General features: G+C 71.1%; 28 protein-coding genes and 1 riboswitch. Of the genes, 17 read left to right on the top strand and 11 right to left on the bottom strand.

Annotation, left to right across the window (positions count from 1 at the left end):
- Positions 1-5 precede the first annotated feature (5 nt).
- From BKA14_RS12265 to BKA14_RS12320, 12 genes are all read left to right on the top strand, one after another.
- A complete protein-coding gene (locus BKA14_RS12265; RefSeq protein WP_184951048.1) occupies positions 6-392 on the top strand; it encodes an SPW repeat domain-containing protein in 387 nt (128 codons plus the stop codon).
- Positions 393-505: 113 nt separating this feature from the next.
- Positions 506-1,276 carry an NmrA family NAD(P)-binding protein gene (locus BKA14_RS12270; protein WP_239093562.1) on the top strand — a complete coding sequence of 257 codons (771 nt, stop codon included), beginning with the start codon at positions 506-508 and terminating at the stop codon, positions 1,274-1,276.
- Positions 1,277-1,285: 9 nt separating this feature from the next.
- The gene (locus BKA14_RS12275) at positions 1,286-2,263 is read left to right on the top strand and encodes an AraC family transcriptional regulator (protein ID WP_184951050.1); all 978 of its coding nucleotides are present in this window, start codon (positions 1,286-1,288) and stop codon (positions 2,261-2,263) included.
- A gap of 100 nt (positions 2,264-2,363) precedes the next feature.
- On the top strand, positions 2,364-3,299 hold the full coding sequence (locus BKA14_RS12280; RefSeq protein WP_184951051.1) for a sensor histidine kinase: 936 nt from the start codon (positions 2,364-2,366) through the stop codon (positions 3,297-3,299).
- Positions 3,296-3,940, top strand: a complete 645-nt coding sequence (locus BKA14_RS12285) for a response regulator (RefSeq protein ID WP_184951052.1) — start codon at positions 3,296-3,298, stop codon at positions 3,938-3,940. Before BKA14_RS12280 ends, BKA14_RS12285 begins: the two co-directional genes overlap by 4 nt.
- Positions 3,940-6,753: a Na+/H+ antiporter subunit A gene (locus tag BKA14_RS12290; RefSeq protein ID WP_184951053.1), complete on the top strand. Its 2,814-nt coding sequence runs from the start codon at positions 3,940-3,942 to the stop codon at positions 6,751-6,753. The genes BKA14_RS12285 and BKA14_RS12290 overlap by 1 nt, the downstream gene beginning before the upstream one ends.
- Entirely contained in the window at positions 6,754-7,203 is a 450-nt protein-coding gene (locus tag BKA14_RS12295) for a Na(+)/H(+) antiporter subunit C (RefSeq protein ID WP_184951054.1), read from the top strand. It abuts the gene before it with no gap.
- Positions 7,200-8,699, top strand: coding sequence for a Na+/H+ antiporter subunit D (locus tag BKA14_RS12300; protein WP_184951055.1), 1,500 nt, complete (start codon positions 7,200-7,202; stop codon positions 8,697-8,699). The genes BKA14_RS12295 and BKA14_RS12300 overlap by 4 nt, the downstream gene beginning before the upstream one ends.
- Entirely contained in the window at positions 8,696-9,232 is a 537-nt protein-coding gene (locus BKA14_RS12305) for a Na+/H+ antiporter subunit E (protein WP_184951056.1), read from the top strand. The genes BKA14_RS12300 and BKA14_RS12305 overlap by 4 nt, the downstream gene beginning before the upstream one ends.
- Positions 9,229-9,696 (top strand): MrpF/PhaF family protein, encoded by a 468-nt coding sequence (locus BKA14_RS45010; RefSeq protein ID WP_203722799.1) that lies wholly within the window; start codon positions 9,229-9,231, stop codon positions 9,694-9,696. The genes BKA14_RS12305 and BKA14_RS45010 overlap by 4 nt, the downstream gene beginning before the upstream one ends.
- Positions 9,693-10,034: a monovalent cation/H(+) antiporter subunit G gene (gene mnhG, locus BKA14_RS12315; protein ID WP_184951057.1), complete on the top strand. Its 342-nt coding sequence runs from the start codon at positions 9,693-9,695 to the stop codon at positions 10,032-10,034. The genes BKA14_RS45010 and mnhG overlap by 4 nt, the downstream gene beginning before the upstream one ends.
- Positions 10,035-10,045: 11 nt before the next feature.
- Entirely contained in the window at positions 10,046-10,522 is a 477-nt protein-coding gene (locus BKA14_RS12320) for a BON domain-containing protein (RefSeq protein ID WP_184951058.1), read from the top strand.
- Between the two features lie 76 nt (positions 10,523-10,598).
- On the opposite strand, the gene BKA14_RS12325 is transcribed toward BKA14_RS12320, so the two are convergent.
- Both BKA14_RS12325 and BKA14_RS12330 read right to left on the bottom strand, forming a co-directional pair.
- On the bottom strand, positions 10,599-11,072 hold the full coding sequence (locus tag BKA14_RS12325) for a TFIIB-type zinc ribbon-containing protein (RefSeq protein ID WP_184951059.1): 474 nt from the start codon (positions 11,070-11,072) through the stop codon (positions 10,599-10,601).
- Between the two features lie 364 nt (positions 11,073-11,436).
- Entirely contained in the window at positions 11,437-11,841 is a 405-nt protein-coding gene (locus tag BKA14_RS12330) for a PPOX class F420-dependent oxidoreductase (protein WP_203722798.1), read from the bottom strand.
- A 91-nt stretch (positions 11,842-11,932) separates the two neighbouring features.
- A riboswitch (SAM riboswitch) is annotated at positions 11,933-12,046 on the top strand.
- A 12-nt stretch (positions 12,047-12,058) separates the two neighbouring features.
- On the opposite strand from BKA14_RS12330, the gene BKA14_RS12335 reads away from it, so the two are divergent.
- From BKA14_RS12335 to BKA14_RS12355, 5 genes are all read left to right on the top strand, one after another.
- Entirely contained in the window at positions 12,059-12,697 is a 639-nt protein-coding gene (locus tag BKA14_RS12335) for a GNAT family N-acetyltransferase (protein ID WP_203722796.1), read from the top strand.
- Complete coding sequence (locus BKA14_RS12340) at positions 12,694-13,335, top strand: 50S ribosomal protein L11 methyltransferase (protein WP_184951061.1); 642 nt, start codon at positions 12,694-12,696, stop codon at positions 13,333-13,335. Before BKA14_RS12335 ends, BKA14_RS12340 begins: the two co-directional genes overlap by 4 nt.
- Complete coding sequence (locus BKA14_RS12345) at positions 13,332-13,724, top strand: hypothetical protein (RefSeq protein WP_184951062.1); 393 nt, start codon at positions 13,332-13,334, stop codon at positions 13,722-13,724. The genes BKA14_RS12340 and BKA14_RS12345 overlap by 4 nt, the downstream gene beginning before the upstream one ends.
- A gap of 90 nt (positions 13,725-13,814) precedes the next feature.
- Positions 13,815-13,970, top strand: a complete 156-nt coding sequence (locus BKA14_RS12350; RefSeq protein ID WP_184951063.1) for a hypothetical protein — start codon at positions 13,815-13,817, stop codon at positions 13,968-13,970.
- A gap of 45 nt (positions 13,971-14,015) precedes the next feature.
- Entirely contained in the window at positions 14,016-14,810 is a 795-nt protein-coding gene (locus tag BKA14_RS12355) for a hypothetical protein (RefSeq protein ID WP_184951064.1), read from the top strand.
- A 50-nt stretch (positions 14,811-14,860) separates the two neighbouring features.
- Here the strand turns inward: BKA14_RS12355 and BKA14_RS12360 are convergent, their stop codons facing one another.
- The 9 genes from BKA14_RS12360 to BKA14_RS12400 form a co-directional block, all read right to left on the bottom strand.
- On the bottom strand, positions 14,861-16,390 hold the full coding sequence (locus BKA14_RS12360; RefSeq protein WP_184951065.1) for a DUF1593 domain-containing protein: 1,530 nt from the start codon (positions 16,388-16,390) through the stop codon (positions 14,861-14,863).
- A 1-nt stretch (position 16,391) separates the two neighbouring features.
- Entirely contained in the window at positions 16,392-17,375 is a 984-nt protein-coding gene (locus BKA14_RS12365) for a TIM barrel protein (protein ID WP_184951066.1), read from the bottom strand.
- Positions 17,372-18,754, bottom strand: a complete 1,383-nt coding sequence (locus BKA14_RS12370) for an FGGY family carbohydrate kinase (protein ID WP_184951067.1) — start codon at positions 18,752-18,754, stop codon at positions 17,372-17,374. Before BKA14_RS12370 ends, BKA14_RS12365 begins: the two co-directional genes overlap by 4 nt.
- Positions 18,747-19,703 (bottom strand): transketolase family protein, encoded by a 957-nt coding sequence (locus BKA14_RS12375; protein ID WP_184951068.1) that lies wholly within the window; start codon positions 19,701-19,703, stop codon positions 18,747-18,749. Before BKA14_RS12375 ends, BKA14_RS12370 begins: the two co-directional genes overlap by 8 nt.
- Positions 19,700-20,581: a transketolase gene (locus BKA14_RS12380; protein WP_184951069.1), complete on the bottom strand. Its 882-nt coding sequence runs from the start codon at positions 20,579-20,581 to the stop codon at positions 19,700-19,702. The genes BKA14_RS12375 and BKA14_RS12380 overlap by 4 nt, the downstream gene beginning before the upstream one ends.
- 64 nt (positions 20,582-20,645) lie before the next feature.
- On the bottom strand, positions 20,646-21,641 hold the full coding sequence (locus tag BKA14_RS12385; protein ID WP_184951070.1) for a D-ribose ABC transporter substrate-binding protein: 996 nt from the start codon (positions 21,639-21,641) through the stop codon (positions 20,646-20,648).
- Between the two features lie 59 nt (positions 21,642-21,700).
- On the bottom strand, positions 21,701-22,783 hold the full coding sequence (locus BKA14_RS12390; protein ID WP_184951071.1) for an ABC transporter permease: 1,083 nt from the start codon (positions 22,781-22,783) through the stop codon (positions 21,701-21,703).
- Complete coding sequence (locus tag BKA14_RS12395) at positions 22,780-24,294, bottom strand: sugar ABC transporter ATP-binding protein (RefSeq protein ID WP_184951072.1); 1,515 nt, start codon at positions 24,292-24,294, stop codon at positions 22,780-22,782. The genes BKA14_RS12390 and BKA14_RS12395 overlap by 4 nt, the downstream gene beginning before the upstream one ends.
- Positions 24,294-24,950, bottom strand: coding sequence for a DUF2291 family protein (locus tag BKA14_RS12400; protein WP_184951073.1), 657 nt, complete (start codon positions 24,948-24,950; stop codon positions 24,294-24,296). The genes BKA14_RS12395 and BKA14_RS12400 overlap by 1 nt, the downstream gene beginning before the upstream one ends.
- Between the last annotated feature and the right edge of the window lie 240 nt (positions 24,951-25,190).

A 25,190-nucleotide genomic window follows, 5' to 3' on the forward strand; every position in this document is an offset into this window, starting at 1 on the left:
GGTTCATGACTACCGACGAAGCCGTACGGACGCGGGTGGCCCGCCGGCTGGGCCGGGACCTCGTGCTCACACCGAGCGCTTTCCTCGGGGTCGCCGGCGTCTGGCTGGTGGTGACACCCGTGGTGATCGACCATGGCGTTTATCCGTGGGTCGCCGATGTGCTGGCCGGGATCATGCTGATGGCCGTGGCCGCCGCGCAGGTCGTGCTGCCGAGCCGTTCGCTGGCGTTGAGCGCCGCCGCGGCCGGGGCAGGCGCCTGGCTGATCGCCGCACCCTATGCGCTGGGTTTCGCCGATCAGCTCGGCGTGGCCTGGAACGACAAGGTGGTGGGCGCGCTGGTGATCCTGCTGGCCGTGGTCAACGGCCTGCCCCGCGCGGTCCGGAAACCGTGAGCCGGGACGCGTCCCATGACCACGGACGGGCCGTCCCGCGCTGAGCGTTTCGCGTATGCGATCGAGGCTCTGAGCCATTCAAAGTCTCATTCGATGCGACTCCAATGGAGGGCATGACGCTCATCATCGGTGGAACGGGCAAGACCGGACGACGCGTGGCCGAGCGGCTCGGCGCCGCAGCGACGATCGCTTCCCGCACGTCGGCGACCCGGTTCGACTGGAACGACGAAACGACGTGGTTGCCGGCGCTCAAGGACCAGAAGGCCGTGTACATCACCTTCTATCCCGACCTCGGCCTGCCCGGCGCGGCCGAGACGGTCGGCGCGTTCGCGGATCTGGCCGCCGCGAACGGGGTCGAGCACCTGGTCCTGCTGTCGGGTCGCGGCGAGCCTCTCGCGCAGCGGGCCGAGCAGCGCGTGAAGGACTCCGGCACGGACTGGACGATCGTGACCTGCGCGTGGTTCGCCCAGAACTTCAGCGAGGACTTTTTGGCCGGCGCGGTCGCCGCCGGCGACATCCGGCTGCCCGCGGGCGACGTGGCCGAGCCGTTCGTCGACGCCGACGACATCGCCGACGTGGTGGCGGCGGCCCTGACCGACCCGCGCCACCGGGGCCGGCACTACGAGCTGACCGGTCCCGCGGCGCTCACCTTCGGGCAGGTCGCGGACGAGCTCAGCCAGGCCACCGGACGGACGATCACCTACACGCCGATCAGCTTCGTGCAGTACGAGTCCGTGCTGCGCGAGGCCGGCCTGCCCGTCGAGCTGGGCGACATGTTCCGCGGCATCCTCGACGGCCGCAACAGCAAGCCTGCTGACGGTGTGCAGCGGGCGCTCGGACGACCGGCGACTTCGTTCTCCTCGTACGCGAGAAAAGCGCTGTAGGTTGTCCGCATGGACGCGCTGACCGGCTTGCTGGACGGGCCCCGGGCCCGCGGCGCGTTCCTGTTGCGCTCGGTCCTGGATCCGCCGTGGTCGCTGCGGATCCAGGACGGCTCGCCGCTCTCGCTGATCACGATGGTGCGCGGCGACGCCTGGATCCTCAAGCCGGATCATGAGCCCGCCCGGATCGGCGCGGGGGACGTGGCCGTCGTCAACGGTGTGGAGCCGTACGTGGTGGCCGACGAGCCCGGCACCGCCCCCCAGGTGATCATCCATCCGGGGCAGCGCTGCCAGATGGCCGACGGTTCCGAGGTGACGCTGACCGGCCAGGGCGTACGGACGTGGGGCACCCGGCCCGACGCGCCGACGGTGATGGTCAGCGGGACGTATCAGATGCACAGCGAGGTCAGCCGGCGCATGCTCGACGCGCTGCCGGGCCTGCTGATCCGGCCGGCCGAGGCGGGCGACCGTTCGCTGATCGACCTGCTCGTGCGCGAGATGAACGGCACCGAACCGGCCCAGGACCTGGTGCTCGACCGCCTGCTCGACCTGGTGCTGGTCAGTGTGCTGCGGTCCTGGCTGGCCACGCCGGCCGACGACGCCCCGGGCTGGCAACGGGCCCAGACGGATCCCGTGGTCGGCCCGGCCCTGCGCGTGATCCACGACGATCCGGCGTACGGGTGGACCGTGGCTTCGCTGGCGGCCCGCACCGGGGTGTCGCGGGCCTCGCTGGCGCGCCGGTTCACCGAGGTCGTGGGCGAGTCCCCGATGGCGTATCTGACCAGCTGGCGGCTCACCCTGGCCGCCGATCTGCTGCGGCAGGGCGACGCCACCCTGGAGTCGGTGGCCCGGCGCGTCGGCTACGGCAGCGCGTTCGCCCTGAGCACGGCGTTCAAGCGGGAACGCGGGGTGAGCCCGCAGGAGTATCGCCGCCGCCCGCCCCTCGCGCCGCACGCGTCTCCCCTGCCCCGGGTGGTGCGGCTCACGTAGGTCCGCGGCCCGATGTGGGGGTCAGACCCGATGCGGACCCGCCCCGGGCCGGGCAGGGTCAAGGGGAAGCGTTTTTCTCCTGAGAGTCGGGTGATCCCGCGTGTCGCTGTTCTGGCGGATCTTCTCGTTGAACGCGGCGGTGCTGACCGTCGCGGCCCTCGTGCTGCTCTTCGCCCCGGTGACCGTCTCGTCGACCGCACGGCTGGCCGAGGCGCTCATCATCCTGGCCGGCACCGCGGTCACCCTGGTCGCGAACGCGGCCATGCTGCGCGTCGGCCTGGCCCCGCTGGCCCGGCTGACCCGCGTGATGACCACGATCGACCTGCTCAAACCGGGCACCCGGCTGGCCCCGAGCGGTCAGGGCGAGATCGCCGCGCTGATCACCGCGTTCAACTCGATGCTGGAGCGGCTGGAGACCGAGCGGGCGTCCAGCGCCGGGCGGGCCCTGTCGGCGCAGGAGGCCGAGCGGCACCGGATCGCGCAGGAGCTGCACGACGAGATCGGCCAGACGTTGACGGCCGTGCTGCTCGACCTCAAGCGGGTGGCCAAGACGGCCCCCGAGGCGGTGCGCGACCAGCTGCTGGCGGTGCAGGAGAGCACCCGCAACGCGCTCGACGAGATCCGCCGGATCGCGCGCCGGTTGCGGCCGGGCGTGCTCGACGAGCTGGGGCTGGGCAGCGCCTTGCGCGCGCTGGCGGGCGAGTTCACCACGGCCGGCATGTCCGTACGGCGTCAGGTCAGCAACGACCTGCCGGTGCTGCCCAAGGACGTCGAGCTCGTCGTCTACCGGGTCGCCCAGGAGAGCCTGACCAACGCCGCCCGGCACTCGGCGGCGCAGCACGTGGATCTGGTGCTGTCACAGAAGAACGACGAACTGCATTTGTGCGTACGCGATGACGGCCGCGGCCTGCGAGGCGCGGCGGAGGGAGCGGGGATCCGCGGCATGCGAGAACGGGCACTACTGATCGGGGCCGGTCTGACGGTCGAATCCGGGACCACCGGCGGCACCTCGGTACACCTGCGGGTGCCCACATGATCCGGATCCTGCTGGCCGACGACCATGCCCTCGTACGGCGGGGGGTCCGTCTGATCCTCGACGGCGAGCCCGACCTGGAAGTCATCGGTGAGGCCGCCGACGGCGCGGAGGCGCTGGCCCTGGCGGCCGCCGACCCACCCGACCTGGCCGTGCTCGACATCGCCATGCCGCGGATGACCGGCCTGCAGGCCGCCCGCGAGCTCAGCCGCACCCACCCCGGAGTTCGCATCCTGATCCTCACCATGTACGACAACGAGCAGTTCTTCTTCGAGGCCCTGCGGGTCGGCGCGGCCGGTTACGTGCTCAAGTCGGTGGCCGACCGGGACCTGGTCGAGGCCTGCCACGCCGCCATGCGCGACGAGCCGTTCCTCTACCCCGGCGCCGAGACCGCCCTGGTCAGGGACTACTTGGAGCGGGCGAGCAACGGCGCCGAGATCCCCGCACGGGCCGTCACCGAGCGCGAGGAGGAGGTGCTCAAGCTCGTCGCCGAGGGCCACTCGACGCGCGAGATCGCCGAGATGCTGTTCATCAGCGTCAAGACGGTCGAACGTCACCGTTCCAACATCCTGACCAAACTGGGCCTCAAGGACCGGCAGGAACTGACCCGGTACGCCATCCGGGCGGGGCTGATCGAGCCGTGATGCTCGCCGTCCTGATCCTGCACGCCGCGGCCGCGCTGCTGGCCCCGTTCCTGGTGCGGGCCCTCGGCAACCGCGCCCTTTACCTGCTGGCCCTGGTGCCGGCGTCGACGTTCGGGTGGACCCTTTCCCGTACGGGCGAGGTCAGCGCGGAGACGTATCCGTGGGTGCCGCACCTGGGCCTGGACCTGGCGCTGCACCTGGGCACGCTGGCGTGGCTGATGCTGCTCGTCGTGAGCGGTATCGGCGCGATCGTGCTCGTCTACTGCGCGCACTACTTCGAGCAGGGTGACCCGGCCCTGGGCCGTTTCGCGGGCACCTTTCTCGGCTTCGCCACCGCCATGACCGGCCTCGTGGTGGCCGACGACCTTTTGCTCCTGTACGTGTTCTGGGAGCTCACGACGGTGTTCTCGTACCTGCTCATCGGGCACAAGGGTGAGCAGGCGGCCGGGCGCCGCGCGGCGATGCAGGCCCTGGTGGTGACGACCGCGGGCGGGCTGGCCATGCTGGTCGGCTTCGTGATGCTGGGCCACGGCGCGGGCACGTACCGGTGGTCGGAGATCGCCGCGGGCCCGTTGCCCGAGGGCAGCACGGTGGCCGCGATCCTCATCCTGGCCGGTGCACTGTCCAAGTCGGCCATCTTCCCGTTCAGCTTCTGGCTGCCGGCCGCGATGGCCGCGCCCACCCCGGCCTCGGCCTATCTGCACGCGGCGTCCATGGTCAAGGCGGGCGTGTTCCTGCTCGGGCTGATGGGTCCGCTGCTGGCCCAGGCCGAGCCGTGGCGGCCGGTCGCGGTGACCGCCGGCGTGCTGACCCTGCTGCTGGGCGGCTGGGCCGCGATGCGTCAGCACGACCTCAAACTGCTTCTGGCGTACGGCACCGTCAGTCAGCTCGGCCTGCTGACGGTGGCGTTCGGCGCCGCCGGGCGCACGGCCGCGCTGGCCGGAGCGGCCCTGCTGCTCGCGCACGCGCTGTTCAAGGCGGCCCTATTCCTCATTGTCGGCGTCATCGACCGCCAGACCGGTACGCGGGACCTGCGCGACCTGAGCGGGCTGGCCCGGCGGTCGCCGGGGCTGGCCGCGATCGCCGGGCTGGCCGTGGCGTCGATGATGGGCGTGCCGCCGCTGGCCGGGTTCGTCGGCAAGGAGTCGCTGTTCGCGGCGTTCGAGCACGGCGGGGCGACCGACCGGCTGGTGCTGCTCGCGCTGGTCGCCGGTTCCGCGCTGACCGTGGCGTACGGGCTGCGGTTCCTGTGGGGCGCCTTCGCCACCAAGCCCGGTGTCGCCCCGGTGGAGCTCGCGCCGCCGCGCTGGGGTTTCGTGGCGCCGGCCGCGTTGCTGGCGGTGACGGGGCTCGCGGCCGGGCTCGGCGCGTCGTGGCTGGACGGCGTCCTCACCCCGTACGCGGAGCTCTTCGAGGGCCCGGCCGAGCACCTCGCGCTGTGGCACGGCTTCGGGCTGCCGTTGCTGCTGTCGGCAGTGGTGCCGGCGGTCGGCGGGCTGGTGTTCGCGGGTCAGCGGAGGGGCCGGGCGTGGCCGCGGCAGCGGGTGCCCCAGGCCGCTGACGTCTACACGCGGCTGATGAGCGCCGTCGACCGGGCCGCCGTCGAGGTCACCGGGGCCACCCAGCGTGGTTCGCTGCCGTTCTCGCTCGGCGTGATCCTGATCGTGCTGGTCATCGTGGGGGCCAGCACGCTGCTGCTGGCGGGCGCGCCCTGGCCGGCCGGGCTGCGGCTGTGGGACACCCCGCTGCAGCTGGTCGTGGGGGCCGTGGTGGTCGGGGCGGCCCTGGTCGCGGCCCGCTCGCGGCGCCGGCTGACCGCGATGATCCTGGTCGGCATCTGCGGCTACGGCATCGCCGTCATGTTCGTGCTGCACGGCGCGCCCGATCTGGCGCTCACCCAGTTCCTCGTCGAGACCGTCACGATCGTCATGTTCGTGCTGGTGCTGCGGCGGCTGCCGGTACGGTTCTCGGCCCGCCCGATCCGGGCCACCCGGATCATCCGCTCGGTCATCGCCGTCTCGACCGGGGTCGTCGCCGCGGGCATGGCCTACGTGGCGGCCGGGGGCCGGGTCGCGACACCGATCTCGACCGAGTTCGCCGAGCCGGCCGTGTCGTACGGCGGCGGGCACAACATCGTCAACGTGGCGCTGGTCGACATCCGCGCCTGGGACACGATGGGCGAGATCTCGGTGCTGGTGGTGGCCGCGACCGGCGTGGCCAGCCTGATCTTCCGCCGCTCGCAGGCGCTGCAACGGCGGCGCAAGGAGCAGGGCGCGCCGACGTCGCAACACGGCTCGTGGATGCGCGCGGCCGACAACCCGGAGGCGCGCCGGCAGTCGATCATCCTGCAGGTGGTGGCCCGGCTGCTGTTCCACACGATCGTGCTGTTCTCGGTGTATCTGCTGTTCTCGGGTCACAACGCGCCCGGCGGTGGCTTCGCCGGCGGCCTGGTCGCGGGGCTGGCGCTGGTCACGCGTTACCTGGCCGGGGGGCGGCGCGAGCTCAACGCGGCGGCCCCGGTCGACGCCGGCCTGCTGCTGGGCGCGGGCCTGCTGATCGCGGTCGGCACCGGGGCGGCGGCGATGCTGGCGGGCGGGCAGGTGCTGCAGAGCGCCCTCGTCGATCTGACCATTCCCGTGCTCGGCCACCTCCACTTCGCCACGTCGGCGTTCTTCGACGTCGGCGTCTACCTGATCGTGGTCGCGCTGGTGCTCGAGATCCTGCGCAGCCTCGGCGCCGAGCTGGACCGCCAGCACGACGCCGCGGCGCGGGAGGAACGACGGGCCCTCGAACGACAGAAGGAGCCGGTGTAAATGACTCCGAACCTGGTCTACATCGTCGTGATCGGCGTGCTGTTCGCAGCCGGTGTCTCGATGGTGCTCGAACGCAGCCTGACCCGTGTGCTGATGGGCATGATCCTGCTCGGCAACGGCGTGAACCTGCTCATCCTGCTGGGCGGCAAGGCGGGCACGCCGCCGATCGTGGGCCTCGGCCCGGACGAGGAGATGGCCGACCCGCTGCCCCAGATCATGATCCTGACCGCGATCGTGATCACGCTGGGGATGACCGCCTTCCTGCTCGCCCTGGCCTACCGCAGCTGGGCCGTGTCCGGGCACGACGAGGTGCAGGACGACGTCGAGGACCGCCGGATCATGCAACTCGCCGAGCGCGACGAAGGCTCCGGCACCGACGACACCGACCACACCGACGTCCCGGCTCCGGCCGAGGTTGCGCCCCTTCCCGACCGTGAGGCCGCTCGATGACCTTCCTCGTTCCGCTGCCCGTCGTGATGCCGCTGCTCGGTGCGGCGCTGACGCTGATGATGGCGGGCAAGCCGCGGGCGCAGCGGACGGTCAGCCTCACCGTGCTCACCGCCACGCTGCTCGTCTCGTGCGCGCTGCTCTACTTCTCGACCACCGACGGGTCGCTGGTCGTGGCCGTGGGCGGGTGGGAGGCGCCGCTGGGCATCGTGCTCATCGCCGACCAACTGGCCGCGCTGATGCTGGTCGTCTCGTCCGCCGTGACCCTGTGCGTGCTCGTCTACTCGATCGGGCAGGGCATGGCCGACGGGCACGAGGAGACGCCGCTGTCGGTCTACCACCCGACGTACCTCGTGCTCACCGCCGGCGTGACCAACGCGTTCCTGGCCGGCGACCTGTTCAACCTGTACGTCGGGTTCGAGATCCTGCTCGTGGCGAGCTACGTGCTGCTGACGATCGGGGGCACCGAGAACCGCATCCGGGCCGGATCGACGTACGTGGTGGTCTCCCTGCTGTCCTCGGTGATCTTCCTGACCGCGATCGGGCTCATCTACGCCGCCACCGGAACGCTGAACCTCGCGCAACTCGTGGAGCGGCTGGACGCGCTGCCCGACGGCCTGCGGCTGATCCTGCAGGGCATGCTGCTGCTGGCGTTCGGCATCAAGGCGGCCGTGTTCCCGTTGTCGTCGTGGCTGCCCGACAGCTACCCCACCGCGCCCGCCCCGGTCACGGCGGTCTTCGCGGGGCTGCTGACTAAGGTCGGCGTGTACGCCATCATCCGTACCGAAACGCTGCTTTTCCCGGGTGGAAGGGCCGCGGTCGTGCTGCTGATCACCGGACTGCTGACGATGGTGATCGGCATCCTGGGCGCGGTGGCACAGTCCGACATCAAACGGTTGCTGTCGTTCACGCTGATCAGCCACATCGGGTACCTGCTGTTCGGGGTGGGACTGACCACGCAGCTGGGGTTGTCCAGCGCGATCTTCTACGTGGTCCACCACATCACCATCCAGACCACGCTGTTCCTGGCGGCCGGGCTGATCGAACATCGCGGCGGCAGCACCGCCCTGGACAAGCTGGGCGGGCTGGCCAAGCTCTCCCCCGTGCTCGCCGTGCTGTTCCTGGTGCCCGCGCTCAACCTGGCCGGCATCCCGCCGTTCTCCGGGTTCATCGGCAAACTCGGCCTCGTGCAGGCGGGCGTGGCCGACGGCGGCGTGCTGGCCTGGATGCTCGTCGCCGGCGGCATCCTGACGAGCCTGCTGACCCTGTACGCGGTGGCGCGCGTGTGGAACCTGGCGTTCTGGCGTACACCGCCCACGTCGATGCCGTCCGGGCGGCTCCCGGCCCTGATGGTGGCGCCCACGCTGGCACTGGTCGTCTTCGGTGCCGCCCTGACGTTCGTGGCCGGACCGCTGTTCGAGGTGGGCGACCAGGCCGCCGCGTCACTGCAGGAACGCACGGCCTACGTGCAGTCCGTCTTCGGAGGGGAGAACCCGTGACCAACGGCCGATGGCGCGACCGCTGCGTGGCGGCGCTCGGGCTGACCGTGATCTGGGTGCTGCTGTGGGGCTCGTTCACGCCGCTGACCCTTGTGGGCGGTCTGGTGGTGGCGGTCGTGGTGCTGATCGTGTTCCCGTTGCCGCCCGTCACCTACGCCGGGCGGATCCACCCGTACGGCGTCCTCCGCTTCACCGTGCGCTTCCTGCGCGACATGGTGCTGGCCAGCGCGCAAGTGGCGTCGCTGGCGTTCCGTTTCGGGCACACACCACGCAGCGCGGTGATCGCCGTGCCGCTGCGCTGCCCGTCCGACCTCAACCTGACCCTGACCGCGGAGGCGTTGTCGCTCGTGCCCGGAAGCCTGATCGTCGACGTGGACCGCAAACGCGGCATCCTCTACGTGCACGTGCTGGGCGTCTCCGACCCGCCCTCCGTCGAACACTTCCGGCAGGACGTGCTCGAACTGGAGGGCCGGATCATCCGCGCGTTCGGCTCGGCCGCTGAGCGTCGCGTCATCTCGGAGGTCCCCGCATGACAGTCGTCGCCGTGATCGTCACCACGCTGCTCGCCATCGGTGCGGGGCTCACGCTGATCCGCATCGTGCGGGGGCCGTCGGTGCTCGACCGGATCGTCGCCACCGACGTGCTGCTCGCCGTCATCGTGTCGGCGCTGGCCACGGAGGCGGCCTTCTCCCGCGACGCCACCGTGCTGCCGGTGCTCGCGGTGCTGTCCGTTCTGGGCTTCACGGGGGCGGTCAGTGTGGCCCGTTTCGCCATCCGGCGTAACCCGGCGGCTGAGGCCGGGGCGTCGCACGCCGCCGGCCGCACCGACGGCTCCGACGGCTCCGACCCCTCGGACCGCTCCGGCCGGGCCGATCGCAACGCTCTCAGCGGCCTCGCCTCCGGGCGCGACGGTCTCGGGGTCGATCCCAACGGTCTCGCGGCCGGTCGCGACGATCTGACGGCCGTCGAGCGCACCAGCGAAGGAGGTTCCCGATGAACGGCGTCCTCGACGTCGCCGCCGGCGTCTGCCTGATCGTCGGCGCCCTGCTCGGCCTGTCCGCCGGGGTCGCCCTGATGCGCTTCCCCGACCTGCTGTCCCGCATGCATGCGGCCACCAAGCCCCAAGTGCTCGGCCTGTTGCTGGTGCTGACCGGCTGCGCGCTGCGGCTGCGCGACGCCGTCGACATCACGACGCTGCTGCTGGTCGCCGTGTTCAGCATGGCCACAGCCCCGGTCGCGGCCCACATGATCGGGCGCGCCGGCTACCGCGCCGGACTGGCCCGCGAGGACCTGCTGGTCGTCGACGAACTCCGCACCGCCGACGACAAACGGTGAGGGGGTTCAGCATGGAGCTGTTCGGCATGCCACCACCCGATGGACCCGACGCCGCCCTGGCCCGCCGCATAGCCGAGTCCTTGGCGGCGGACGACCGCTTCCGCCGCCAGCCGGTGGCCGTCCAGGTCCAGAACGGCGTGGCCATCCTGACCGGCCGGGTCGAGAGCCGCGAGGTCCACGACGCCCTGATCTCGGCGGTCCGCGAGGTTGCCGGCCCGCGCGACCTGTGCGACGTCCTCCGCATCACCGACGGTGAGACCCGTCTGCGCGAGGCCCGCCAGTTCGGCGAGCTGGCAGCCCACCTGGCCACGTCCCCGGCCCGCAGCACCCGCCGCGGCTCCCCGGCCGCGGTGGTCGCTCGCATGGTCATGCTGACCGTGACGGCCACCATCGTCCTGATCGAGGTAGCCGGCTGGCTGGCCGCCCTCTTCGGCGTCGGCCTCCTGGCCTGGGCCGCCGACGTCCTGCTCCGCCGCCGCAAACGCTGACCGCCTCCCTCCTCGCGCCACCCCGCGTCGCGCCGCGGCGCCCCACCACAGCGCCGCATCGGCGGGGGTCTGCATGTCACGGTTGATCTGGCACCGAACTGAAATTCCACGCCGTCGGCAGATCGCCGCCGCACAACGCGCATGTGAAGTCACCGTCGCGCACGATGTTGCGCTCGCCGCAATCCGGGCAGCGCCGGAAGGTCAGCTCATGAGTGAAGCCGCCGGGGTGGGCTGTGCCGAGACGGTCGAGTGCCGCGGCCACGGCCGGCCAGCAGTCCGGGTCCGGGCAGTAGCCGGTCGACTGGTTCGACACCTCGACCACCCGCCGCTCGCCGTCGAATGTCATCTCACCGGCCGCCAGCACGTCCTGCCCATCGGCCAGAACGACGTGTTCACTCCGGCGCGGCGCCAGTTTGAGCCACCCGTCGACCCCGACGACGAACGTCAGCGGCTCGTCCGGGAGCCGTCCCGCGGCGTCGAGACGGACCGGCTCCACGCGGCCGGCCGACTCCTGGATGTCCGCCGGCCCCACATAGCGATAGCGCCTCACCCCGCGACGCTATCCACCCCGCCACCGACAGGGCGACCTGATTAACGCCGACCGGTAGGCCCGCGACGACGACTCGTTGGCAGGACGGGCTTGGGCGGGGGAGGCCGACTGAGCGGATACCTCGGATGGCCGAGTGGGGCCGCGGGCTCAGCGGGTGCGAGCGGCACCGGGCGGGCGCGCCTGGCGCGGGCGGGCGCGCCGGGTGCCGGGCGGGCGCGCCGGGTGCCGGGCGGGCGCGCCGGGTGCCGGGCGGGCGCGCCTGGCGCGGGCGGGTGCGCCGGGTGCCGGGCGGGTGCGCCTGGCGCGGGCGGGTGCGAGCGGCGCCAGGCAGGTGCGCGGGGCACAGGCGGATACCGAGCCGGCGTCAGCGCTTTCCGATGGCTGTTGGGCGGACCACGAAGATGACGCGGTCCGGGGCGTCGGTCGGGGGCTTGGTGCCGAACGGAGCGTCGTAACGCTCGGCCAGCTCGACGAAGAAGTCGCCGTTCGGGTCGGGGTCGATGCGTTCCACGACGCCTCGTACTTCGATATAGCGATACGGGTCGGCCGGGTCGACGATCGAGAGGGAGACGGCGGGGTTGGCCGTGACGTTGCGGAACTTGCGGCGGAAGTTGGTGTGCGTGAAGCGCAGGAACTGACCGTCCCAGCTGAACCACATCGGGTTGACCTGCGGCGTACCGTTGTCGCGCACGGTGGCGAGGTGACCGATCAGGGGCCGCTCCAGCAGGTCGAGGAGCTCGTCGGGGATGATCCGGGTTTCAGACGTCACGGTCGCACACTCTACCCAACCTATGGGCATTGTGGGTTCGTCGGCGGGTGGCCGAATATTCGCGTCGGCGTGGGACTGCTATGGTCCGACGGGTCACGAGTGCCAGCGTCAAGCCCCGGCTCGCTGGCCGGCAACCCCCTGTGGTGGGTGGGTGCTCCGGGTGATGACCAGGTCCGGCGCGCAGCGTGCCGGGCAAACCACGACTCGGGAGTGCGCTGTGACTCTGCCCCGGCCTGTCCTTGAAGGTTCCCTCGTACGGCTCGAGCCGCTGACCCCCGCGCACGCGGCCGACCTGGCCGCGGCGGCCGCCGGTGATCGTGGGTCGTTCGGCTGGACCTGGGTGCCGCAGCCCGGCGAGGTGGACGACTACATCGACCAGCAGCTCGGGCGGGCGGCCCAGGGGACCATGACTCCGTATGCGCAGATCGCGCTGGACACGGGCCGGGCCGTCGGAGCCACCGCGTACTGGGATCCGCGCCGCCGCCCCGAAACCGGTGACCTGTATGCGATCGAGGTCGGCTTCACCTGGCTGGCCGCCGCGGCGCAGGGCACCGGCATCAACACCGAGGCGAAGCTGCTGCTGTTCGCGAACGCCTTCGACAACTGGCGCGTCGAGCGGGTCGATCTCAAGACCGACGCGCGCAACGTTCGTTCCCGGGCGGCGATCGCGGCGACCGGCGCGACCTTCGAGGGCGTCCTGCGCCGCTGGTCACGGTCGTGGGTGCCGGGTGAGGAGGGCCGGTTGCGCGACTCGGCGATCTTTTCGGTCATCGCCCCGGAATGGCCCGCCTGCCGCGCCCACCTGCGGCAACGGCTGGCCGCCAGGACGGGGCAGCGCAAGGACTCAGCGCGATGAGGGACTGGCGGTCCTGGTTCGAGTTCGGCCGCACGCTGCCCCTGGCGCCCGGCGTCCACGCGCCTTCCCGGTTCTCGGCGCTGCTCGCGGCCGCGTTGCAGGACTGCGGCGACCGTACGGTGATCGATGCGGGCTGCGGCGCCGGCCTGATCACCATCGCGGCGTTGCGGGCCGGCGCCCGGCACGTGATCGCGATCGACTCCGATCCCGCCGCGGTCGAGCTGACCCGGCGCAACGTGGCCGAGACCCTGGGTGTGCAGCCCGTGGAGGTCCTTCGCCTCGACTTCCGCGAGCTGGACGAGCTCGACGCCGACCTGCTCGCCGTCAATCCGCCGCAGCGCCCCGCGTCCACCCTGGAGGCGGTCGAGCCCGACCAGCGCCACCTGCACGTGGGTGGTGGCGCCGACGGCCTCGACACGCTGCGCCTCGTGCTGAGGCACACCAGAGCGGCCACCGTACGCACCACCGCCGCCGACACTCTGCCGATCCGCTCGGTGCCGGCCGTGTCGCGTCGCCGGGTGCTCACCGCCACCCTGCCGATGCACCGGGCCTGGCACCCGCTGACCGGACCGGAGGCCCCGGTCAGCGTCTGGGAGCTGCGCCGCACCCCCGTCTCGACGGCAGGCTCCCGGCCGTGAAAGCCGGCTACTACCCGGAGTCCGGTCCGCCGGGCTTTCTGGCCGCCGCTGCCGCGCAGGCCCGCTTGGTCCTGGCGGCCGGCGACCCCGACGCGACGTACGAGGCCGGCTTGGACTTCGCCGGGCTGGCCGGACGGGCCTTGGGCGCGGCCCCGGCGGGCGAGCCCATCGCCGACTTCCCGGCCGCCCTGAGCTGGATCTGGGGTTCGCTCACCGACGAGATGGACGCCCCCGGCCGCGGAGCACCGGACCAGGGCGCGGCCGCGGTCCGGCACATGCGCCGGGCCGCCACCGAATGGCTCGAGGTGCTCGGCTCCCCCGTCCCGGGTGCGGTTGCCGCCTACCTGGACCGCTGGCTCCACGAGGAGTGCGGCTACGAGCGGCCCTGATCGGAGCCGGGCGGAAAGCGACAAGCACCACATCGTGCGGGGTGTCACGATTCGGTGCCGGGCGAACGGTCGACAGCGGACGATGGGTGGATGAGGCTTCCGTCGGTGGTTGTGGTCAGGGCCGCGTTCCTGGCTGTCGCCCTGCTGATCGTGCTGATCGGGGTGGTGGGGTGGCCTGCCGTCTTGCTGGGGGCGGCGTTCGCGGTTTGGTTCACCGACACGCGCCGGCCCGGCCGAAAGGCGTAGGCGCAGCCGAAAGACCTAGTGAACGCGCTGGCTACCGTGCCGGCGATGTGGGACAGAAGATTTCTCGGAGTGCTCGCGGCCGCGCTGGTGGTGGCCTTTGTGATGCTGCCGCCCGTGGTGGCGGCGGCCTGGACGGGTGCCGGCCCGACCAGTCACGGGCAGCTTGTGCAGGCCACCCAACAGGGGTTCGCCGACTACTGGCGGGCCGGTGGCGGGCAGCTCGACGCGGGCCTGCAGCGGCTTGTCGACTACTGGTTCGCCTTCCACGTGGTGAAGGGCGTGATCTCGGCGCTGCTGCTGGGGACGCTGGTGGCCCTGGCCGTTCCGCTCTGGCGCAGCCGCAAGCTGGTCGCGGCGGGGGTGTCGGGGCTGGCCGTGGTGGCCGCGGCGGCCGTGATGGCCAACGTGCAGGGCATGCTGGCGCCGCTGTCGTCGCTGCTGCCGATGGCCGGGGAGCCGACGTTGGCCGCGGCCGGGCGCGAGCTGAGCGCGGTGCTCAGTTCGGGTGCTCCGATGCCGGCGTCGTTGGAGCCGATGGTCAGCGACTTCGGCTGGTATCACGCGGTCATGGTGCCCATCGCGGGCGTCGCCGTGCTGATCCTGCTGGCCACGAGCGTCCTGCTGTGGCGCGGACCCTCCCGAGCCGGGCACAAACCAGCGCGCGGGTCGTCGCCAGCCGGGCACAACCCAGCGCGCGGATCCTCCCGAGCCGGGCACAAGGTGATCGCGGGCGTGACGCTGACCCTGGCCCTCGTCATGGGGGTGGTGGTCACGGCCAACGCGACCACGGCCGCCGACCCCGCCCCCGCCCTGCTGGCCTTCTTCCAGGGCGGCTGGTAGGCACAGCGCTGCCCCGGCCGGAAAGCCGGGGCAGCACCCACATTCACTGCTCACACCACCCGGATGACCACCCGGTCGTAGCGGGTCAGCGGGAACGTCCCGCTATCGGTGCCCTGCAGGATCACCGAGATCGTCTGGCCGGGCCGCGCGTCCGCCGGGATCTTGACCGACGCCGACGAGCCCCGACCCGTCACGGCGACAGCCCCGGGATAGGTGCCCTCCTCGCGGTACTGCCACCACGAGGCGGTCACCTTGCGGCCGTCCGGGTCGGACAGTTTCGCGCCCAGCGACACGGTCGCTCCGGGCCGGGCTGGCACCGTGTCACCGGCGGCGATCCGCACCGACGGCGGGTGGTTGGCCCGTGACCAGCGTGGCGTCAGCGTCCACTGGATGCGGGCCGCGAAGTCGTTCTGGGCCGCGCCCGCCCAGCGCAGCGTGGTCAGGTCGGCCACGTCGGCGCCGGTCGCGTCCTTCTCGGTGGGGACGAGCCGCCACAGGTCGGGCGACGCCGACACCTGGTAGGCCCGGCCGCCCCAGCCCCCGATCGCCGGGGCGGCCGGGTTCTGCAGGCCCGTACGGAGAAGCTGGTTGAACACGACGTTGTCGCCTTCGGACAGGAAGTCGTACGGGCTCATCGGTTTGCACCAGCCGCCGGGCGCCTTGACCGGGTCGCCGAACACGTCGAGCGGGTCGCCGGGGGTGGTCTGCCCGTCGAGCCACGAGCGGTAGAGCGAACCCCACGGCCCGATCTGGATGTTCCGCCGGATCCAGTCGCCGGTGAAGTAGGCCCGGTCCGCGGGCAGCCCCCGTACGTTGCCCTGGCCGTCGTTGTTGCAGTTGAAGCCCCACGTCGCATAGCCCGCCGACAATTCCTCGACGCGCAGCGCGGGCCAGGCCTTCGAGATGTAGTTCGCGTACGTCTCGTCCTGGAACCCGCTGGCCAGAATAACGGCCTTCTTCGACACCGCAGCACGCACCGACGACCATTGCGGAGTACCGGAATAGCGCTCCTCGATCGATTTGAGCGCCCGCGCGATGGTGCTCGTCCCGCCCCACGCCTGCAGGTAGAGCGGTCGCCGGTCCCGGTCGAGCAGCAGATCCCGGATGAGGTTCGATCCGGGCGTGTCCGAGGCCATCTCGCCTTCGAAGGCGATGTTCCCGAGCCGCACGAGCGATCTGATTTTCGCGGGCGACGGGTAGGCCGCGTCGTGTTTGCGCAGGTTGGGATAGACCTTCGCGTACGCGGGGATGATCTGGGTTTCGATTGTCGTCGAGCCGGTCCACCGCCACGACGTCTGCGGGGTCTTGTATTCGCGGCCGGGCAGGAAGAACTCGGTGCCTTTACCGTCACCGGCCCAGTGGAATTTGCTGCTGCTGTAGATGATGCCTTGGGTGTCGAGCTCGTTCGTGTAGAGCAGGTAGCGCACGAGCGAGGCGATGTCGTCGGATTCCATGTCGGTGGTGACGACCGTACGAGGTTTGTCGGTGTGGCGCCCGGAGGAGGCGGAAGCCGGCGCGGCAGCGGTGACGGCAGCCACGACGCCGGCGACCGCGCTCGTCAGTGCACGGTGGAAACGCATGTCACTGGACCTCGCCGAAGAGGGCGTTCTGGACGAGGCGCTGGGCGGCCATCGCGTCCTGGCGTTCCTGAGCCTCGGCCAGTGCCGCCGTGTCGAGCCGGTCGAGGGCCCGGTGGATCCGCTTGAGGGTGCCGATCGCCGTGTTGGCCGCGTCGACGCTGTCCTCGCGGAACGGGAACTGGTCGAGCTGCCACACGCCGTCCCAGTTGTTCTTGCGCAGGGTGTGGAAGAACTCGAAGATCTCGGTCAGGTGAACCGTGCCCACGACCAGGTCGTCGTCCCAGCCGCGCAGGTTGTCGTTGACGTCCATGCCGTAGAGACGGCCGTGGTCGATGATCAGCTGGGCCGCGTCGGCCGGGGACTCGCCGCCGTAGAGGCTGTGGCCGAAGTCGAGCAGGATGCCGACGTTGTCGAGCCCGATCTCCTGGATTCCGAGCAGCGACCGCGCGGCCGAGTCCCACGTCATCTTCACGCGGGGCTCGCGCGGCTTGTACTCGATGGCGAACTTGAGGTCGGGGTGCGCCCCGGCCAGTTCGCGCATCCCGTCCACGGCCAGCTTCCACAGCGTGCGGTGGTCGACCTGGAACGGGTAGTCCCAGCCGTCCTGACCGGGCCAGATCTTCACGTAGTCGGCGCCCAGTTCGCGCACGATGCCCGCGGCCTCGTGCATCAGGTCGAGGGCGGCTTTCCGTACGCCGGGGTCGGGGTTGGTGAAGGAGCCCCGGCTGAACTTGCGCAGGTAGATCTCGGGCGTGATGCCGATGGCCGACAGCCCCTGCGCGGCCAGGGCGTCCTTGACCTCGCCGAGGCCGACGCCGGGTGTGAACGGGTAGTTCAGGTCGACCACTGACAGGTCCTCGACCTGCCCGGCGAGTTCGATCGCGTCGAGGGTGGTGCGGGCCGGCCCGTAGCCGTCGGAGGCGTACCGGTCGACGTAGGTGGCGAAGTGCCACAGTCCGGCGCCGAAGCGGGGGTACTCGGTCATGCGATGCTCCCATCGTGCGGGGTGCGGGCCCGGGCGACAGCGGAGCGCCAGGCGTCCCGCTGGTGAGAAAACACGCCCGGCTGGGGACGGAACTCGTCGTACGAGATCGGCGGTGTGCGGCCCCCGGCCAGGAACGCGACGCCGAGGGCGGACAGGTTGGTGGTGCGGGCGCGCCGGACGGGCACGCCGGTGAGGTCGGCCTGGATCTGCATGAGCACGTCGTTGCCGCCGGCGCCGCCGTCGGCGAGCAGACAGTCGGCCGGGCCCATGACGTCGATGACATCGGTGACCTGGTGGGCGATCGACTCGATGGCGGCCCGGGCGACCTGGGCCGGTGTGGAGCCCAAGGTGAGGCCGCTGATCAGGCCGACCGCGGTGTCGTCCCACCAGGGCGCGGCCAGCCCGCCGAAACCCGGCACCAGGAACACGCCGTCGCTGGAGGCCTCGGCCGCGAGCTGCCCGATCTGCCCGGCCGACAAACCCAAGAAGGCGGCGAGCCAAGCAACGGTCGCACCGGACGACCGGATGTTGCCCTCGGCGGCCAGCGAGTCGTTCCAGGCGACGGTCAGGCAGACGCGGGGATCGTCGACCGCGCCCAGCCGCATGACCGAGGACCCGGTCCCGTACGTGACCTTGACGCCCCCAGCCGCCTGCGAGCCGTGCGCGTAGAGCGCCGCGTGCGAGTCCCCCAGCACGGCCGTGATCGGCAGCCCGGCCAGCACTCCCCCACGCTCGGAGATGACCCCGAGGTCCCCGGAAGACGGCGTGACCTCCGGCAGTGCGGTCGACGGGATCCCGAACAGATCGAGCAGCTCCGGGCTCCACGACCCGGCTCGTACGTCGAGCAGCTGCGTGCGGGAGGCATTGCCCGACTCGATCCGGTGGCTGCCGGTCAGCGCGAACACCAGCCACGAGTCCACGGTCCCCACCGCCGCGTCCGGCGTACGGTCGAGCAGCCACCGCAACTTGGCCGCGCTGAACATGGGGTCGAGCGGCAGACCACTCAGGTCCCGTACGCGGGAAGCCCGGCCTTTTGCCCGCAGGGCGTCGCAGACGGGCTGGGCCCGCTGGTCCTGCCACCCCAGCACCGGCCCCGCCGGCCGGCCCGTCCGCTTGTCCCAGACGACCGCCGATTCGCGTTGCGTGCTGAGTCCGACCGCCTTGACCCGCCCCCGGCCGACGCCGTCCAGACAGGAGGCCGCCGCCGTGAGCACGCTGCCCAGGATCTCGTCCGCGTCCTGCTCGACCCAGCCCGGCCGCGGGTACCGGATCGGCACGGCCGCCGACCCGCTGGCCACCACGGCCCCCGCCGGATCGACCAGCAGGCACTTGGTGGAGCTGGTGCCCTGGTCGATCGCGAGAACGAGGTCGTCAGGCATCGGTGCGGGCCAGCCCGATCGCCGCCTGCCGGATGTCGCCGGCGGTCAGCCCGAAGTGCTCGAGCAGGAACGCGGTGGTGCCGGTGGGCGCGAATTCGCGGTGGATCCCGAGCAGCCGCATCGGCACCGGGGCCCGTTCGGTGACGACGACCGCCGCCACGGCCGCACCCAGGCCGCCGGTGGTGGTGGCCTCCTCGGCGGTCACGATGCCGCGGGTCTCGGCCATGGCGCGGCGGATCGCGTCCTCGTCGAGCGGCGCGATCGTCGACATGTTCAGCACTCGCACGGAGACTCCCTGCTCAGCGGCCTCCTCGGCGGCTTGCAGCGCGCGGGAGACCATGGTTCCGGCCGCCACCACCGTGACATCCGAGCCGTCGCGCAGGGTGGTCGCCGCGCCGAAGGTGAACGGCCGGTCACCGGTGACGGCGGGCACCTTGAACCGGCCGACGCGCAGGAAGACGGGCCGGGCCGCGTGGGCCGCCCAGCGCACGGCGGACCGGGTCTCGGCGGGGTCGGCCGGCACGACCACATCGAGTCCGGCGATCGCGCGCAGCCACGACAGGTCCTCGATCGAGTGGTGGGTGGGACCGAGTTCCCCGTACGCCATGCCGGGGCTCATGCCGCACAGCACGACCGGCGACTGGCTGTAGGCGACGTCCGCTTTGATCTGCTCGAGCGCGCGTCCGGTCAGGAACGGCGAGGCTCCGCAGACGAACGGGACGTAGCCGCTGAGCGCCAGTCCGGCGCCCACGCCGACCATGTCCTGCTCGGCGATGCCCACGTTGATCAGACGGTCCGGGAACTCCTTCTGGAACTGCACGAGGTTGCTCGACCCGACCGAGTCGTTGCACACGGCCACGATGCGCTCGTCCTCGCGGGCCAGGGCGATCAGTTCCTCGGCGAACGCGACGCGGTTGTCGAACGTCTCGGTGGCGACGGGCGCGCTCATCGGGCCAGCTCCGCGGCCGCGGTGACGATCTGCTCGGCCGAGGGCACCTTGTGGTGCCACTCCACGCGGTCTTCCATGAAGGAGACGCCTCTTCCCTTGGTCGTGTTGGCGATGACGCAGGTGGGCCGTTCGCCGCGGGCTGCGGTGAACGCGTCGTACAGGGAAAGGTGGTCGTGACCGTCGATCTCCAGGACGTCCCAGCCGAAGGCGCGGAACTTGTCGTCCAGCGGGTCGAGGGTGTTGGTTTCCTCGGTGCGCGCGCCCTGCTGCAGCCGGTTGCGGTCGACGATCGCGGTGAGGTTGTCCAGGCGGCGGTGCCCGGCGGTCATCGCGGCCTCCCAGTTGCTGCCCTCCTGCAGCTCGCCGTCGCCCAGCACGACGTAGACGTGCCGCGACGAGCTGGAGAGTTTGGCCGCGACGGCCATGCCGACCGAGACGGGCAGGCCGTGGCCGAGGGGGCCGGTGTTGGTCTCGACGCCCGGCACCTTGACCCGGTTGGGGTGGCCGTTGAGGGCGGAGAGCGGACCGGCGAACGTTTCCAGCTCGGCCTCGGCGAAGAAGCCGGACGCGGCCAGGGTGGCGTAGAGGGCGCCCGCGGTGTGGCCCTTGCTGAGCACCAACCGATCGCGGTCGGCCCAGTCGGGCTTCTCCGGGTCCACGCGCAGGACGCCGAAGAACAGGGTGGTCAGGATGTCGAGGACGGACATGTCGCCGCCTACGTGGCCCAGGCCGGCCCGGCCGATCATGTGCAGGTCGGTGGTGCGGGACTGGTTGGCCCGCTCCCGCAGCATCTCGCGTCGGCGCTCGGGACCGGCGTCGGCGAACTCCTGCCGGAATCGGCGCCAGGCGGCGGCGGTACGGGGGTCGGCGACCAGCATGGGTGTGCCTTTCTACGGGTGGTGACAGACCGGGCGGGCCTTGTGGGCCCGCCCGGGGAACAGGTCAGGAGCCCTCGACGGCGAAGTTCTTGACCGAGTCGGCGTTGTCGGGGTTGACGAGCACGCAGTCGATCGACTGCTTCTCGGGCTGGTCGGTCTTGCCGCCCGCCTTGATGTAGGCGTCGGCCTGGTCGACGGCCATCTCCGCGATCTTGCTGGCGGGCTGGAGCACGGTCGCCTTGATCGCCTTCTTCTGGATCGAGGAGACGACGTCGGGGCTGCCGTCGAAGCCGACGACCACGATGTCCTTCTTGGCCGCCTGCACCGCGGCCCAGGCGCCCAGGGCCATCGTGTCGTTGCCGGCGATGATGCCTTTGATGTTCGGGTGCGCCTGCAGGATCGTCTGGGTCTTCTGCAGGGCCTCGGCCTGGTCCCAGTTGGCGCTCTGCTGGGCGACCATCTTGAGGTCCGGGTACTGGTCGAGAATGCCGTGGTAGCCCTTCGAGCGGACCCCGGCGTTGGTGTCGGTGGGCTTGCCGGTGAGCTCGGCGTATTCGCCCTTGTTGCCCATCAGCTTGGCGAACTCCTGGCCGCCGAGGCCGGCGCCCTGAGCGTTGTTGGAGACGATCTGGGCCACCGCGACACCGGTCTTGTTGATCTCCCGGTCGATCAGGAACGTCGGGATGTTGGCGTCCTTGGCCCGCTGGATCGCGGTCACCGAGGCGTCGGCGCCCGCGTTGTCCAGGATGATGGCGGCGGCCTTGCGGCTGATCGCCGTGTCGAACTGCTGGCTCTGCTTGGTCGGGTCGTCGTCGTGGCTGAGCACCAGCGTCTCGTAGCCCAGCTTCTTGGCCTGGGCGGCGGCCGCGTCCTGCTCGGCCTTGAAGAACACGTTGTCGGGCGACGGCGTGATGATCACGACCAGCTTGGAGGCGGCGGGGGCCGCGCTCTCGCCGCTGCCGGCCGAGCCTTCGTCGTCACCGCCTCCGCAGGCGGCCAGGGCGAGGACCGAAGCGGCGCCGACGGCGACAAGAGCTCTCCGGGAGGGGAGGTATTTCATGAGGATTTGTCCCTTCACGTGCGACAGTGCGGGTGAGAGAGGGTGCGTACGGGCTTTGACTAGGCGGTGCGTTTGGTCAGGTTGGACTGCAGACGCTGCTGCGCCTGCTCGGTGATGACGGCGAAGACGATGACAGCGCCCTTGACCACCGACTGCCAGAAGGTGGAGACGCCGACGAGCACCAGACCGTCGCTGAGGAAGCCGATGACGAAGGCGCCCATCACGGTGCCGATGATCGTGCCGCGGCCGCCGGCCAGCGCGGTGCCGCCCAGCACGGCGGCGGCGATCGCGTTGAGCTCGTACGTGGTGGCGGTGTCGGGGTAGGCGGCGCCCAGCTCGGAGGTCAGCAGCAGACCGGCCAGGGCGGCACAGGCGCCCGAGATGACGTACACGGCGATCTTGATGCGGTTGACCCGGATGCCGGAGAGCACCGCCGCCCGCTCGTTGCCGCCCACGGCGAAGATGCGCTTGCCGAAGGGGGTCTTGGTGGTCACGATGATCGCCGCCGCCGCGACCACCACCATGATCCAGACGGCGACCGGGATGCCGAGGATGCTGTCGACGCCGATGAAGCCGAAGCCGGTGTTGCCGCGGGCCTCGGTGCCGGCCAGGTCGGGGTACGTGCCGCCGTCGCTGTGCAGCTGGGCCACGCCCCGGGCCACGTAGAGCATGCCGAGGGTGGCGATGAACGGCGCCACCTTGAACCGGGTGATCAGCACGCCGTTGACCGCGCCGACCAGGGCGCCGACCACGATGCCGATCAGGATGACCACGGCCACCGAGAAGAAGACCGTGCCGCCGGGCATGTCGAAGCCCTTGAACAGCAGGCCGCCCGCGACCATGCTGGCCAGGCCCGCGATCGAGCCCACCGACAGGTCGATGCCGCCGGTCAGGATCACGAAGGTGACCCCGATGGCCAGGATCGCGTTGATGGCCACGTGCTTGGTCATCAGGATCAGGTTGCTCTGCGTCAGGTACTCCGACGAGATCGAGCTGAAGATGATGATGAGGACGACCAGGACGACCAGCGTGCGGCCGCGCAGGAGCAGCAGCGCGGCCCTCGCGAGCGCGGTGCTCTTCGGCTCGTCGGGCTGAGGGGCGGCGGCGGCTTTCCGGGGCGGGGCCACGTGGGTGTCTGTCATGTCGCGGCCTCCAGGACGCTGTCGGATGCGGAGGCGCTCACGAGGGCCTCCTCGGTGACGTTCTCGGCGGTGAACTCGGCGGTGACACGGCCGCGGGCCATCACGAGGACCCGGTCGGCCATGGCCATCACCTCGGCCAGCTCGGACGAGATGAACAGCACCCCGAAGCCCTGCGCGGCCAGGTCGGCCATCAGCGACGCGATCTGCGACTTGGCGCCGACGTCGATGCCGCGGGTGGGTTCGTCCAGCAGCAGCACGACGGGGTCGGTCAGCAGGGCCCGGGCCAGCACGACCTTCTGCTGGTTGCCGCCGCTGAGCGCGGTGACCAGCGCGCCCAGCCCGGGGATCTTGATGGCCAGCTCGCCGACCTTGTCCTTGGCCGTGCGCTGCTCGGCGCCGCCGTTGAGCAACCCACCACGCGTCATCCGGGCCAGGGTCGCGAGCAGGATGTTCTCCCGTACGGACATGGTCTGCACGAGGCCGTCGCGCTGCCGGTCCTCCGGCACCAGGGCCAGGCCGGCCGCCATCCGCGCCTGCACCGTGCCTTTGGGCTCCGGGGTTCCGCGCACCGAGATCTCGCCCGCGCTCGCCTTGCGCATGCCCATCAGCGTCTCGACCAGCTCGGTGCGGCCCGCGCCCATCAGGCCGTAGATGCCGACCACCTCGCCCGCGCGCACGGTCAGCGAGACGTCGTCGACCTTCACGGTGCCGGGAACGGTCAGACCCCGTACGTCCAGAAGCACGTCACCGACCGGGGAGCTGTTCCGCACGTACAGGGAATCGGGGTCCCGGCCGACCATCTGGCGCACGATCCAGCCGGTGTCGGTGCGGCTCATCGACTCGTGCGCGACGAGGCTGCCGTCGCGGAACACGGTCACCCAGTCGCCGATGCGGCGGAACTCGTCCAGCTTGTGCGAGATGTAGATGACCGTGACGTCGTCCTTGCGCAGGTCACCCATGACGTCGAAGAGCACGTCGACCTCGTGGTTGGAGAGCGCCGACGTCGGCTCATCCATGATCAGGACCCGTACGTCGGTCAGCAGCACGCGCCCGATCTCGACGAGCTGCTGCTGGCCGATGGGCAGGTCGCCGACGAGGGTGCCGGGGTCGAGCCGGTCCTGCCCGAGCCGCTGGAGCACCTCGCGAGCCCGGCTGCGCTGGCCGGCGGCGTCGACGAACCGGCCGGCCTTGCGCAACTCGCGCCCGGCGAACAGGTTCTCCGCGATGGTCATGTTCGGGAAGAGACTGAGCTCCTGGTGGATGATCCCGATCCCGCGGGCCTGCGCGTCGCGGGGGCTGCCCAGCTGCACGGGCTCGCCCTCGAGGAGGATCTCGCCGCTGGTGGGCTGCTCGGAGCCGGACAGGATCTTCATGAGCGTCGACTTGCCGGCGCCGTTCTCGCCGACGAGGACGTTGACCTTGCCCCGGTACGCGGTGAAGGTGACGTCCTTGAGGGCCCGTACGCCGCCGTAGTTCTTGCTGATGTTGCGCGCTTGGAGAATCTCCGGCATCACTGCACCGCCAGTTCCGTCGGCACCAGGAAGATCGTGCCGGGCGCGAGCGACGAGAACGCGCCGTGGAACTCGAGCTTCTTGCCCTTGAGCGCGTCCCGGTCGACCTGGGCGACGACCTCGGTCTTGACCTTGTCGTTGATCTGGTTGGCGACCTCGGCGTAGTCGATCTGGTTGACGAAGTCGCCGAACGCGATGCCGACAGCGTCACGGATCGCGGTGCCGGCGATGACCGGGCCGGTCGCGATCGTGACCTTGAGCGGCGAGCCGCCCGCCTGCGGGACCTCGACGGTGACCGGGCCCGTGGGGACCGACGTGTCGACCTCGGTGACCGTGCCCGCGCCCTTGACCATGAACGCGTACGGGCTGCCCGTGCCGGCCTGTTTGCCCAGCTCCTGGCCGGCCTTCGCCGGGTCCGCCCGGATCGCGGCGGCGACCTCGGTGACGTCCTTGGCGTTGTCGTGCACGGTCGGGACGATCTTCTGCGCCCAGTTGTCGTTCACGTAGGTCGCCGGGTCGGTGGCCTTGGACTCGGCGGCGGCCAGCCCGTCCTTCTCGTAGACGTAGACGCCCGGCACCCGGGAGCAGGCCGTCACCGCCGAGGCGAGCGCCAGCGTCGTCGCCGCCGCGAGCAATCGGCGTGTGATCACCGTCATGTTGAATATCCATTCATAGGCGATTGGGCATGCCAACACTGTGAATGCTGGATGTCGGTGTTGTCAACGGGTCGTTCCGGTGTTGCTTCAGGGCGCGTTTTCGCGGGGCATCGTCGTTCTTGACGGCCCGCCACCCGGCCGTTTACGGTGCGACTTCATCCGATCCAGGCTTGAATTTTTATTCGCGAGCGTTTCTCACGTGGTCGTGAGGCGCTGCCAACGGGTGATACTCACCGTGCG

The organism is Paractinoplanes abujensis, from assembly GCF_014204895.1.
In the GTDB taxonomy this organism is placed as follows: Bacteria; Actinomycetota; Actinomycetes; order Mycobacteriales; family Micromonosporaceae; genus Actinoplanes; species Actinoplanes abujensis.

Bases quoted from the DNA above. Each gene is read 5' to 3' on its own strand.
- BKA14_RS12370 (WP_184951067.1), bottom strand. From the start codon at position 18,754: ATGCCTGACGACCTCGTTCTCGCGATCGACCAGGGCACCAGCTCCACC.
- BKA14_RS12290 (WP_184951053.1), top strand. From the start codon at position 3,940: ATGCTCGCCGTCCTGATCCTGCACGCCGCGGCCGCGCTGCTGGCCCCG.
- BKA14_RS45010 (WP_203722799.1), top strand. From the start codon at position 9,229: ATGACAGTCGTCGCCGTGATCGTCACCACGCTGCTCGCCATCGGTGCG.
- BKA14_RS12395 (WP_184951072.1), bottom strand. From the start codon at position 24,294: ATGCCGGAGATTCTCCAAGCGCGCAACATCAGCAAGAACTACGGCGGC.
- BKA14_RS12300 (WP_184951055.1), top strand. From the start codon at position 7,200: ATGACCTTCCTCGTTCCGCTGCCCGTCGTGATGCCGCTGCTCGGTGCG.
- BKA14_RS12275 (WP_184951050.1), top strand. From the start codon at position 1,286: ATGGACGCGCTGACCGGCTTGCTGGACGGGCCCCGGGCCCGCGGCGCG.
- BKA14_RS12385 (WP_184951070.1), bottom strand. From the start codon at position 21,641: ATGAAATACCTCCCCTCCCGGAGAGCTCTTGTCGCCGTCGGCGCCGCT.
- BKA14_RS12320 (WP_184951058.1), top strand. From the start codon at position 10,046: ATGGAGCTGTTCGGCATGCCACCACCCGATGGACCCGACGCCGCCCTG.
- BKA14_RS12265 (WP_184951048.1), top strand. From the start codon at position 6: ATGACTACCGACGAAGCCGTACGGACGCGGGTGGCCCGCCGGCTGGGC.
- BKA14_RS12400 (WP_184951073.1), bottom strand. From the start codon at position 24,950: ATGACGGTGATCACACGCCGATTGCTCGCGGCGGCGACGACGCTGGCG.
- BKA14_RS12380 (WP_184951069.1), bottom strand. From the start codon at position 20,581: ATGCTGGTCGCCGACCCCCGTACCGCCGCCGCCTGGCGCCGATTCCGG.
- mnhG (WP_184951057.1), top strand. From the start codon at position 9,693: ATGAACGGCGTCCTCGACGTCGCCGCCGGCGTCTGCCTGATCGTCGGC.
- BKA14_RS12390 (WP_184951071.1), bottom strand. From the start codon at position 22,783: ATGACAGACACCCACGTGGCCCCGCCCCGGAAAGCCGCCGCCGCCCCT.
- BKA14_RS12350 (WP_184951063.1), top strand. From the start codon at position 13,815: ATGAGGCTTCCGTCGGTGGTTGTGGTCAGGGCCGCGTTCCTGGCTGTC.
- BKA14_RS12285 (WP_184951052.1), top strand. From the start codon at position 3,296: ATGATCCGGATCCTGCTGGCCGACGACCATGCCCTCGTACGGCGGGGG.
- BKA14_RS12355 (WP_184951064.1), top strand. From the start codon at position 14,016: ATGTGGGACAGAAGATTTCTCGGAGTGCTCGCGGCCGCGCTGGTGGTG.
- BKA14_RS12270 (WP_239093562.1), top strand. From the start codon at position 506: ATGACGCTCATCATCGGTGGAACGGGCAAGACCGGACGACGCGTGGCC.
- BKA14_RS12375 (WP_184951068.1), bottom strand. From the start codon at position 19,703: ATGAGCGCGCCCGTCGCCACCGAGACGTTCGACAACCGCGTCGCGTTC.
- BKA14_RS12295 (WP_184951054.1), top strand. From the start codon at position 6,754: ATGACTCCGAACCTGGTCTACATCGTCGTGATCGGCGTGCTGTTCGCA.
- BKA14_RS12340 (WP_184951061.1), top strand. From the start codon at position 12,694: ATGAGGGACTGGCGGTCCTGGTTCGAGTTCGGCCGCACGCTGCCCCTG.
- BKA14_RS12365 (WP_184951066.1), bottom strand. From the start codon at position 17,375: ATGACCGAGTACCCCCGCTTCGGCGCCGGACTGTGGCACTTCGCCACC.
- BKA14_RS12360 (WP_184951065.1), bottom strand. From the start codon at position 16,390: ATGCGTTTCCACCGTGCACTGACGAGCGCGGTCGCCGGCGTCGTGGCT.